The organism is Rothia sp. HMSC064D08, from assembly GCF_001809525.1.
GTDB lineage: Bacteria > Actinomycetota > Actinomycetes > Actinomycetales > Micrococcaceae > Rothia > Rothia dentocariosa.
This window is the reverse complement of the sequence record NZ_KV797900.1, coordinates 204,494-215,780: the sequence shown is the minus strand read 5'-3', so window position 1 is coordinate 215,780 and position 11,287 is coordinate 204,494. Positions and strand designations below refer to the sequence as shown.

Below are 11,287 nucleotides of genomic sequence, written 5' to 3'. Positions count from 1 at the left end.
GGCTCATCCCCGCAGGTGCGGGGAAAACACTTGCTGACATGGAGCTTTATCCCCACATAGCAAGTTTTAGAATTAGTTTGGAGCCCAAAGCCTCTATTAACCCTACATGATTTTTAACTGTGGCGCCGCTGGGAAGCACGCCTATATCGACTTGCTTTACTCCACCCTTTTCGAAGTCCCAATTTTTCTTTGGGAGTAGATGGACGCACCATAAGTTTGACTCCCTCAAAATCTACAGGCTCCCATGGATAATTATGAACCTTGAAATCAAGACGTTGTTCATTATCTGCCGAGTACACCATAAGAGCACGACCATCACTACAAGTAACCGTAATGCGATTCCATAAATGTTCACGCACGCGCGCACTCACTTTTCCTACGAAAACGCCAGCACTAATTTCTAATAACCACCTCGTAAGATCGCCTCGTAACCCAACTGGGCATGCAGATAAAACCACTACAATCATGCGTCCCCATCCATCTCAAAATTGTGTCGAGCAGATGTGCCACCAGTTTTCTCATCCCAAAGCATCATATCGGTGCTTTCTAGAATTTCTTCTGGAATCTCATTGGGAACAAGTAAACGTTGAATATCCCGAGCCACCCGCTGCATAATCTTTTCGCCGCGAATACGGTCACGAACAGCACGACGAGTAATAGCTCCAATATCCTGGCCTTCCTCATACTTAGCAGTCACCTGAAAAGCCACCGGAATAGTAATCTCAGCCTTGTATAAATCCGCGATGTCGTATACAAAAGACCACGAGTTACCGGTATGTACGAATCCCAGTCCTGGAGCGCATCCCAAAGCAACTATTGCGGCGTGAACAATACCGTAGAGGCAAGCATGTGCTGCTGAAAGAGACTGGTTAATAGGGTCTCCATCTCCAAAATCATTTGGATTATAGCTACGTCGCGTCCATGGAACTCCCGTTTGCTCTGACCAGTACCTGTATACCCGTCGTACCCGGGCACCTTCACGTCCTCGAAGCTGCTGCATCGTGAGCCCATTAGTGTCGTCATCGGGGAAACGCCATGCATACATAGTGCGTGCGACTTCTAGGCGAGAACGAGTATTTGATACTTTCTCTGCCTGAGCAATGAGTAATCGAGAGGAACGTGCTAGAGACCGTCCGTGCGCATAGTAACGCACCCCTTGCTCTCCCACCCATATAGCCGAAGTACCGCACTCTCCTAATAATGTCATGGCCTGATGGGTTATTCGTGTGCCGGGTCCCAGCAGTAAAGCGCTTAAAGACGCTGCTGGGATATGGGTGACTCCCCGCTCTTCCGTCATAGTGATTGCATTGTCTGCACGGTGAATTGTTGCGTGTTCCACATAAATATAAGAGAGTCGTTCTGAACTCCTTGTTAATTCACTGATATTGGGTGGAGTTGCCCCGATCATCGTTCCTCCTCGAAAATAAAATACTGATACGAAGGGCGGGGTACATAATATACCCCGCCCTTTTTAAAATTTATGCGCACACTGGGTTTATCGGGTAAGCGGAGCTAAAGTCATCAGACCCATCCCATAGGCTTTACCACGGCCCATACCGTTCACCAATGCTTTACGGAACAGTTCGGCATCGGTAATGCGTAGGGCGCCGTCAAACTGCGCTTTCCGCAGAGTGACTTTCCCTATGTTTCCAGAAGAATCACGGTGGCTGAAGGAAAGATCCGTGCGCGCCGTTACGAGAGGGATATCCGCGATCTCCTGGTTTTCAACTGGTATGACTTCAAAGCCCCATTGCTGAGCACGTTCACGCAACCATGCACTTTGCTGAGCTGGCGTCACATGAGGGAAGATTTTATCGCCTTTCCCTCTCTGACGTTTTACGGGGTTAGCGGTAAGCCTGAACCCCCATTCCTGCCCGTTCTCCAGTTTTGCGAGCAAACGTCCATAGTGGGCGCTCTCCCCTGGTCGAGTATCCCACCCGGCTTGTTCGATCAAAGTCGAAAAGTCAGGCTTTTCAGGGCTTAACACATATAGCACGTACTGGTGTCCTGTTATATCCAGACGCCATAAAATACGTCCGTCCTCAGGTTTTACATCCGGTGGAACGGTTGCCATGACGGCTGCGTGCAAAGCCTGCGGGCTACTTAATAGTTTGCGAGCGCCACGACGCTGCGGGTTAATGAGGAACTTTGAGAAGTAGGTCATGCTTCAGTCACCGTCCTCATAAAATCAATGTCGTTGTGACGTTTGCCTTTGGGATTCTCAACCATCTTAGGTTCGACAGAAACTACCGCCCGTACTGCGTATTGACGATGTGCCTGGCTGAAGCTAACCGGAACATCCTGTACTAAGTCTCCCTGCTCGCCAGGCGTTGCGTCCCGTAAAATGCGTAGCCGGACAGGATCGGGGAACTCTAAGCGACAGTGTTCAGGCACATGCCACTCTTCATTCCTTAGGGCATCTTCAGCAGATTCTTCACGAATACCGAGCACAAGGTCATACCCTACAGGGCAAGAACGCCGCCCCAGATACAACGGATATACCGGTTTCTTAAGCGCCGATTCGATATTCTTTAGATCATCTCGGTCGCCTTCCACAGCCACCACAAAAACAGCGTCCGAAAGGTAATAACGGGTTGAGAGCGATGCCGTGCCATGTGGATCTGTCGCCCAGTCTTTTGCAGTCTGGTAGTCGCGCAGTAAAGTACCAGGTGCATCTACACGCACCGCAAATTTAAGCCGAGCAAGGTCATCTATGGGCTCCGTCCGTGCACGTCCTAAGGCCGCAGCTATCAAACCAATAACGCCAGATTTGCTGGGTTCATGCCCGGAATCTCGACGACGGTATCGGCTTTGTGTACCCCAGGACTGCATTGGCCCGCTCAGTTTAAGGAGCAGACTAGGCATAATTAAGACTCCTGACCGATTAACTCAGTCAGCTGATTTTCAAGGGAAGTCAGAAGCTCCCTTAAAGTGACAGCCTCTCCTATATTTGACAACGCCTTACGTAGCTCGCCAAGCGCTACCACGTATGAAACCTTAGGCTCATATCCGTAGGCATCACGGATATTTGCTGCTTCCGTTGCTAACGCATGGGCAGCTGCGAGACGGCGTCCTTCGGAAGATTTCTCTGTAACAGGCTTTTCGAATGCATTAATATAGGAGATCGGGCGATCCTCACGCACCGTTACAATTACTGCCTCAGGCAGAGTACGTGCAGCAAACGTATTCTGTTTACCGGTGGGCATCGAGTCTATAAAGGCGCGAATAAAAGCGAGTGTAGCTTCAACGGTAGCAACCGAAGAACCGCCTAAGTTAGTTTTCAGAGCGTCCACATTGATGTTGGCGTAACGGTAAAGGGTACTGGAGGCCATCTCGATGGTACCGATCATTCCAGCACCGGTTTCATCTTCTGATTCACGAATTACATCATCAACGGCAGTATAGTAGTCAAAATCAGGTTCCGAACCATGTACCCCAAGGGCGTGAGCCACCTGGCAAGCGGCATCCACATTGAAATCTGGGGCGTCGGCCAGCATACGGCCAAAGAGTGCAATATCAACACTATGGTCGGTATCCAGAATGTCTTTGATTTCCTTAGCGGGGATTTTCTCGCCCTTAGCCTCTATGATGGCGTTGGCAAGACGGTTAATCTGCTGGTTACTCAGGAAAAGAAGGTAACCCGATACAGCGCGGCCAGTATTTTCTTCTCCCTTCTTGGCCTTAGGTTTCTCAAGTTTGATTTTGGCCGCTTTGAAAGCATCCACAACGGCCGATTCGGCTTTATCTGGGTCAAAATCAGGGCTGATATTGGTGATGCGGTCTACAATCATGTCGGCAACCTGGCGGGTGCGAACACCGATTTCAGAGCGGTCTAAGTGTTCTTCAAAGTTACGGCGGATGACTGATTTCCATGCCTGGCTAGAGACACGCTGGCGGCTTACACCGCCAAAAATAGCGGATTTCGGGCTTCCGGTATCGTCACGGTTAATGTTCGACGGGGGAAGAGTTTGCAGAGCGTGAATATCAACAAAGAACGACATAGTTCTTATCCTTTCAATTAGTTATTAGAGGTTTCCTCTGAAGGTTTAGATTTCTTGGGTTCGTAGCCATACAAAAAGTCACGGCTCCAGCGCAGAATAACCGCATCGCGTTTTTCAGGATTAAGTAACTGCATGTAATCCTGAGCAAATTGCCCATAGTCAAAAGCAATTTCTTCTGACCGTAGAAGTGTTATGAGGCTACGCAAATAATGCCTGCGTGATGGTTCGCTTCGTGCTTTTAACAGCGAATCAAACCTTTTCTTCATAGACTCACTAGTTTTCAGGGTAAGTTGCCCCGCTGCTGTACCGAACCTGAAACCTGGCACATGCATAGGCTGAGAACGTGCTTGCTGGTGCAAGGCATAGAGAGTTACAGCGTTAAAAGTTGCATATTCCCCACGAGTAGGGGCGTCGTATTTACCTCTATAACATTCGGGAAAATCAGGGGTATCATCATTTTCTCCGAAAATAATTCCCCATAGTTCCGGATGGCTTACAGGGTCTGTTCCTGCCCCTCGACGCAACTGTGCCAGTTTTGCGGTAGCAACTGAACTACCAGCATCTTTCTGATGATAGAGAGACATCACCTTACGAGTAACATAATTACTCAAGGTGACTTGAGACTCGACGTCACTCATTACCTTCCTCCTTCTTCTCAGTAAGTGTTGAAGAATACGCGAGATTTAGAAGCTTATACAGTCGGCCGCCAAACTGACGGCGTGCTTTAGCCGTATTGTAAAGCTGCTCATCGTAGATAATTCCTATGGCAGCTTTAGGGCCAGCACTCACAGCAAGCTGGTCAGCCTCATCCTCAAGGATGCGACGTACTTTTGACTGCCATTTAGCAGCTTGTGTAGATACATCGTCAGAAACGCTCAGATCTGTAAGCCAACTGCGGAATTCATCTTCCATACGATGCAGAATACTTTCCGTTACGGAAGGACGGAATTCGTATTCCTTACCAGCTGCGCGAAGAAGGTTTCCTGCATACTGTCCAAGAGCAATAGCTGCATCCATAGTTATCTGGATGTTTTCACGTACCGTTGTAGAAATACGGGCACCCTGCTCTGTAAGAAGAGCAAGCTCTATAGACAATGATTCATCTATAGTCCCCTCAATTACAGCACTTTGGTTACCATAAACCATACCTACAAGTTGCACATTAGCCTTAGCACCTGCAGGAAAATACTTTCCACTGGAAATTTGTCGTATAACAGGTGCCGGTTTATCCTGTTTCATTTGTGACGAGTCTAGACGCATTAATAACGCATCAACCCCACGCCACAGTGTACGTTCGGCACTGTGCGCTTTTGGCATCCAAACAGGGTTAGTCTGAGTAGATTGATTTTTGCTAAAGCGGTAAGCAGTTAACGGATCGGTATACGTGTTACGGTCAAGCCATTTGTCGCCGTTTGAGATGAGCACCCCAGTGACCCGTCCTTTTTCAGGGAAAAGACGTACACGGCGCGACTGCCAAGTCAGAATTTCACACATACCAGCCGCGGGCGCAGGCTCGTCTTTGTACTTGGTGGGATCACCATCCTTATACGCACGAGGAGCAGCGGTATCAGGGCTTTCACGCTCCCAAACAGGCTTATCTTGTAGAGCAAGTTTGCGATTCTTACCCTTTACCTTTTCGACGTTAAGAAGCTGTTCATAATCAATGCAATACAACAGCGTTTCGATCAGGTTCTCGCCATGAACAATAATCTTTCCGGTAGTTCCGTACCACCCCACTCCCAAAGGGTATCCCTTACCACCTTTAACACGAGGATCCCCGACAGCACCAGATTTAATGCCCGAATAGTCGTATGCCTGCACGGTTACTAGATACCGTGCCGCTTCGGCATAACTTAGCGACGTCAAGGCTCGTTCAGCACGCATTGAGAAGTACTCGCTCTCGGAGTCAAGCACCAGACGTGATACAGGTTTTACCTCACCTTTACTCGTGTGCAGATCCGCGACCTGCATAAAAGGGCGCTCGGCATCAAAAAGGTCGAAGCGGTTTTTATACTTCTCCAAATAGTCAAAAATAAACTTTAACCGCTCAGGATCACCCGAACGAACACTCTGAATCCAGCTTTTAGGACTATTATGTAGCTCTCTATATTCCCCTGAATCTGCAAGAATTGCACGGAACAACACAACAGTAACCACTCCGAGAATCGCAACATCGGTTGTTGCATCATCAGCATGGATTTTCCGAATTGTCCCGCCGTCTTCAAACAACTGTTTCAGAGAAACTGTTTGTACTTTCCCTGAGGTATAGAGAACAGGAATCCATGGTTCATAGCACAGATTAAAGCCGGAGCCCACATTATTTTGCACCGACTGGCCACTAGACATGATCCCTCCTTTCATCATTGATTAAGGTCACATGTTAAGAGTCGTCGTACGATGACGAAATCTTAAGCATATTCATATCACATACTTCAAAATAAAAGATATGAAGCTCATTAGATACTCTGCCGTATCGCCAGATTCAACTGAGCACAGTCTCAGTGTATGCCTAAAGGAAATATTAAGTCAAGAAGAAAGCGTACAAACTTATAAAATAAGAGTAAAACGAGAAGATCCCCAGAGGAATCTGGGGAGCATTTTAAGAAGAAACCGTACAAAAGGCTCATCCCGCGCTTCTCGCCTCGCGGGAACAATAGCTTATAAGTCTAACCGATAAGGAGTTAAAATGACAGCCGAATATACCATGTGCCCCAGCCAACTTGCTTCAGTAGAGACATCATCTCTATGGGCTAAAACTGGATCTGAGGAAACACCCTCTATAGGCCTCTCCCTACCTCAACACATGACAGATGCAGGATCTGTAGCTGCTGAGCTTTGGGATAAGTGGCTCTCCCCTGGCGCTAAACAGCGCATCATGGAGTTACTCAACCTCACACAGGACGAGGCAAAGTCTTTCGCCTGTTGGGTGGCCGCCACCCATGATATGGGCAAAGCGACACCGGAGTTCGCGGGACAGTTAGACTCACGTGGCAAAGAAGAGCTCCGCGTTTTTAGAGAAAGAATTGAAAAGCAAGGCTTCTGCTTCCCTCAGGATCTAACCACCCCACCTACAGGAACCCGATGCCCTCACTCAACCTATAGCCAAAGCATCCTTATCAAGCTGCTTACTGGACGTTATACAGATGATGTAGAGACTGCCAAGACAATCGCAAGCATTGCGGGTGCACACCATGGTGTGCCTGCAGAATATGTTCCAGAAACCGGACGTGCTTGTGCAATTTTTGAGGGGCTTAACGACAAGTGGCATCAAGCGTGGCATGAACTTTTCGAGATGACGCTGGAGCAAACCAGCGCAGATCAGGTTCTTAAGAAGCTCATGTCAGGTACCAAAATCCCTGTTGCCGTGCAGCTTTATCTTACGGGTCTGGTGATTATGGCGGATTGGATTGCTTCTAATCCCGAGTATTTCCCCATGGGTACTTTCAGCGTTGAGGCACAACATGGGCGCCTAAACCAAGGCTGGAAAGCTCTCGGACTCGAATATCCCTGGGCTGCTCATGTTGAAAACAGTGATACTTCTGGTCTGTACAGTTCGCGGTTTAGTTGGAAAAATCCCACTCTACGACCGATGCAGGAAGTAGTGGTCAATGCTGCACGTTCGATGAACGGCGGCGGCATGATGTGCATTGAGGCTCCCATGGGACAAGGCAAAACTGAGGCTGGACTCATCGCTGCCGAAATTCTGGCTCAAGAAACAGGACGTAGTGGGCTCGCTTTTGCCGCCCCTACTCAGGCGACGTCAAACGCACTTTTTGATCGGGTCAAAGCATGGGCACAAGGGCCTGCTGGCGGTTTTGAACCGCATACTATGTTTTTAGGCCATGCGAAAAACCAACAGCAAGATTCTTTCCGCTACCTACAGCGAGCTGATATTTTCGATTCAGAAGCCGACATTGAAGGGAAACAGAGTATACGCCCTAATACTTCAGTAGCACGTCACAGCTGGATAGGTGGTCGGAAACGCGGCATTCTTTCAACCTTCGTTGTGTGTACTATCGACCAGATTCTTATGATGGCTCTACAGTCACGCCATGTGATGCTTCGCCACCTTGGGTTAGGTTCTAAAGTCGTCATCATTGACGAGGTGCACGCTTATGATGCCTATATGGGTGTTTATCTCAAGGAGGCACTCTACTGGTTGGGTCAGATGAACGCACCCGTTATTCTCATGTCGGCTACTCTACCTGCACATGTTCGCATCTCTTTGATGGAAAGTTACGCGGAAGGTCTTGAAATTCAGGATTCTACTGAATGGGATTTTGATGATGATTTCGACTCAGAGGATGTTACCGAGCCTTCTCTCGACCTAGATTATCCAGTTATTCATACGCTCACTGCCGAGGATGGTTACACGCCACGTAAATGGCAGGTAACAGCCCCCGAGGAGCAGGTAACAATCTCCATTCGTCAGATAGGTGACGAGTTCACCGACCTTGATAAAGTGCTGGAACCCCTAGAAATCGGGCACGGCTGTGCCGCGGTTATCTGTAATACGGTGGGTCGGGCTCAAAACGCTTACGAGCATCTTCGAGCAAAATTTGGCGCTAACGTAATGTTGACCCATTCCCGTTTTACCTCTAAACATCGTGCGGAGAAAGAAGCTGATTTAGTTTCGCAGCTCGGTAAAGGCGCTCACCGAGGTGATGGCCGCCCAGAACGTTTAATCGTGGTGGGAACACAGGTTATCGAGCAGTCTCTCGACCTCGACTTTGATGTCATGGTGACCGACTTCGCCCCGGTAGATTTAGTACTTCAAAGGCTAGGCCGCCTGCACCGTCATGAGCGTGATGACTCAGAACGACCTTCCGAGTATCGTTCACCCATCTGCTACGTTCGTGGTGTTGAAATTTTTGGTTCTGAAACCCAAGTCCCCGAGTTCCCCAAAGGCTCACGTTCGGTCTACGAGCCCGCTATCCTGCTCAGCAGTTATGCGCAGTTACTCCCCTATTTTGACGGCAAAGCTCTGCGCATTCCGGCGGATATGAGCGAGCTTGTTCAGAAAGCATACGAAGATACTCCAAAGTACCCTGATGCTTGGAACGATGCATACCAGGAAGCGCGTGAAGAATTCAATAAGAACCGGGAAACCGCTGAGCGTAGGGCGCAATCCTACTTACTGAAACATCCAGGTGCGCAAACCCAAACGGTGATGGCTGATGTGATGAATAATTACATCAACACCAAAAACGGAACACTCTCAGAAGACCAAATCGGTGAGGCACGTGTACGCGATAGTGACGCTTCTCTTGAGGTGATTGCGATAGTGGTTGAACGCGATGGAGACGGCTACATTGACCGCTACCGTACGATTCCCAGCGCTACACGGAAAAACCAGGATATTGACTGGCACAATGCAAAGGATCCAGAGGAGCCCACAAAGCCCCTAGCCTTCGAGCTGTTAGCATCAGCTATACGTCTGCCCTACCAATACTCGGATTCTCCAAAGAACAGGGTTAATGGACAACTCCGCTTTGATGCTGCCATTGAGGAGTTAGAAGACGAGCGCATAGACTCGTGGCAGAAAAGCTTTATGCTTGCCGGTGAGCTAATTTTGCCTTTTGAGCTACAGGATTCCGGTTTCTACGAGGTGAAGCTCGTCGATTATCTTCTTCGTTACTCTCCTGAATTAGGTCTTGAGGCTATTCAAATTTCTGATGACTAAAGAAGGTTCATAAGCAGCATAAAAGTCCCGGTTCTCTAAGAACCGGGACTTTTTACTTGTGCGCGATACTGGGTTCGAACCAGTGACCTCTTCCGTGTCAGGGAAGCGCGCTACCGCTGCGCCAATCGCGCCTACAACATCAATGTGTTGTTGCGAGGTGAGGACGGGATTCGAACCCGCGTACACGGCTTTGCAGGCCGCTGCCTAACCACTCGACCACCTCACCGCATACATCTCTCGCGAGATGAGTTCGAACTCTAGGAGTCCTACGAGCGGTTGACGAGACTTGAACTCGCGACATCCACCTTGGCAAGGTGGTGCTCTACCAACTGAGCTACAACCGCTTATCAGGTGCTTTTCAAGCATCAACAACAGGCTTTACCCGTCACACTGACAGATAAATACTATACGGGTTTTTTCGTCGTTTGCCAAATCTTTTGCCGCACTTTTTAGGCCGAGCGTCAGTACCAAAAACCTTACGACCTTCTGCACAAACAAGGTCGCAAATATCAAGCACAGCATTCTACGCTATACCGCAATGCCATGAAGTCTAAGCCTCTGATTCCCCTAGCAAGCCTTCACGAGCGAGCGCCGTCAGACGCGAGACGGCACGGAAGTATTTCTTCTGGTAACCGCCAGCAAGCATTTCGGGTGTGAAGACCTGGTCGAAAGGTACACCGGATGAGACGATCGGCAGGTCTTTGTCGTAAAGACGGTCAGCGAGCACAACAAAGCGCAGCGCTACCGCTTGCTCGGTAATCGGGTGTACATCGCGCCAAGCGATACCCTGCAGACCGTCGATAAACTGGCGGTAACGGGAAGGGTGCACTTTCGCTAGGTGTTCGACAAGCTCTGAGAAAGTATCGATACCCACGGTTTTTCCATCGAATACTTCCTCAACCTTAGCGTCGAACGCGTCGGGAGTTACGGGTTCCGGTGCAGCTGGAAGACCGCGATGACGGAAGTCTTCACCATCCACACGGTGTACTTCGAATTGTTCGGCAAGTACTTGGATTTCACGTTTGAAGTCTTCGGCGGCAAAGCGTCCTTCGCCGAGGGCACCGGGCAGAGTGTTGGAGGTTGCTACGAGTTTGACGCCCGCATCTGCGAGTTCGCGCATCAGGCGGGACATGAGGACGGTATCGCCGGGGTCGTCAAGCTCGAATTCGTCAATGCAGACGAGCTTGTACCCACTGAGCGCTTCTACGGTTTTGCGGAAGGTGAGGGCACCAACCAGGTTGGTGTATTCGACGAAGGTACCGAAGGCTTTGGGTCCGTCAACATAGTGCCATAGGGAGGCTAGAAGGTGGGTTTTCCCAACACCGAAGCCGCCGTCTAGATAGAGCCCGGATTTTGCGGAATCTTTCTTTTTACCGCCAAAAAGTTTGCCGAAGAACCCGCCGGAATTTCCTCCTTTGTTGATTTTATCGCCGAAGGTTTTGAGTTTTTGTACTGCTTCAGCTTGGGAGGGCTGGTTTGGATCGGGAATATAGCTGTCGAATGACACTTCACCGAATCGTTCTGAGGGACGAAATCCAGCGAGAAGCTCTTCTGCTGAGACGTTTGGGATACGTTCGGTGAGGTGTTCGTAGGTGACGGGCAC

9 protein-coding genes and 3 tRNA genes are annotated in these 11,287 nt (G+C 49.3%); 1 reads left to right on the top strand and 11 read right to left on the bottom strand.

From position 1 onward, the window contains the following. Positions 1-113: 113 nt before the first annotated feature. The 7 genes from cas2e to casA form a co-directional block, all read right to left on the bottom strand. Positions 114-467, bottom strand: coding sequence for a type I-E CRISPR-associated endoribonuclease Cas2e (gene cas2e, locus HMPREF2625_RS10785; RefSeq protein ID WP_083295646.1), 354 nt, complete (start codon positions 465-467; stop codon positions 114-116). Then, complete coding sequence (gene cas1e, locus HMPREF2625_RS07735; RefSeq protein ID WP_070523645.1) at positions 464-1,408, bottom strand: type I-E CRISPR-associated endonuclease Cas1e; 945 nt, start codon at positions 1,406-1,408, stop codon at positions 464-466. Before cas1e ends, cas2e begins: the two co-directional genes overlap by 4 nt. A gap of 87 nt (positions 1,409-1,495) precedes the next feature. Then, positions 1,496-2,164, bottom strand: coding sequence for a type I-E CRISPR-associated protein Cas6/Cse3/CasE (gene cas6e / locus HMPREF2625_RS07730; RefSeq protein ID WP_070523639.1), 669 nt, complete (start codon positions 2,162-2,164; stop codon positions 1,496-1,498). Continuing rightward, positions 2,161-2,865, bottom strand: a complete 705-nt coding sequence (gene cas5e, locus HMPREF2625_RS07725; protein ID WP_070523636.1) for a type I-E CRISPR-associated protein Cas5/CasD — start codon at positions 2,863-2,865, stop codon at positions 2,161-2,163. Before cas5e ends, cas6e begins: the two co-directional genes overlap by 4 nt. Before the next feature lie 2 nt (positions 2,866-2,867). Further along, positions 2,868-4,001, bottom strand: coding sequence for a type I-E CRISPR-associated protein Cas7/Cse4/CasC (cas7e, locus tag HMPREF2625_RS07720; protein WP_070523633.1), 1,134 nt, complete (start codon positions 3,999-4,001; stop codon positions 2,868-2,870). A 17-nt stretch (positions 4,002-4,018) separates the two neighbouring features. Then, positions 4,019-4,639, bottom strand: coding sequence for a type I-E CRISPR-associated protein Cse2/CasB (gene casB / locus HMPREF2625_RS07715; RefSeq protein ID WP_070523630.1), 621 nt, complete (start codon positions 4,637-4,639; stop codon positions 4,019-4,021). Then, positions 4,632-6,347, bottom strand: coding sequence for a type I-E CRISPR-associated protein Cse1/CasA (gene casA / locus HMPREF2625_RS07710; protein ID WP_070523627.1), 1,716 nt, complete (start codon positions 6,345-6,347; stop codon positions 4,632-4,634). Before casA ends, casB begins: the two co-directional genes overlap by 8 nt. Positions 6,348-6,687: 340 nt before the next feature. On the opposite strand from casA, the gene HMPREF2625_RS07705 reads away from it, so the two are divergent. Then, on the top strand, positions 6,688-9,684 hold the full coding sequence (locus HMPREF2625_RS07705) for a CRISPR-associated helicase/endonuclease Cas3 (protein WP_070523624.1): 2,997 nt from the start codon (positions 6,688-6,690) through the stop codon (positions 9,682-9,684). A gap of 59 nt (positions 9,685-9,743) precedes the next feature. On the opposite strand, the gene HMPREF2625_RS07700 is transcribed toward HMPREF2625_RS07705, so the two are convergent. From HMPREF2625_RS07700 to zapE, 4 genes are all read right to left on the bottom strand, one after another. Continuing rightward, positions 9,744-9,815: transfer RNA gene (locus HMPREF2625_RS07700), tRNA-Val, on the bottom strand. A 24-nt stretch (positions 9,816-9,839) separates the two neighbouring features. Beyond that, a tRNA-Cys gene (locus HMPREF2625_RS07695) sits at positions 9,840-9,910 on the bottom strand. A 45-nt stretch (positions 9,911-9,955) separates the two neighbouring features. After that, a tRNA-Gly gene (locus tag HMPREF2625_RS07690) sits at positions 9,956-10,028 on the bottom strand. Positions 10,029-10,234: 206 nt separating this feature from the next. Continuing rightward, on the bottom strand, positions 10,235-11,287 hold the full coding sequence (zapE, locus tag HMPREF2625_RS07685; protein ID WP_048751306.1) for a cell division protein ZapE: 1,053 nt from the start codon (positions 11,285-11,287) through the stop codon (positions 10,235-10,237).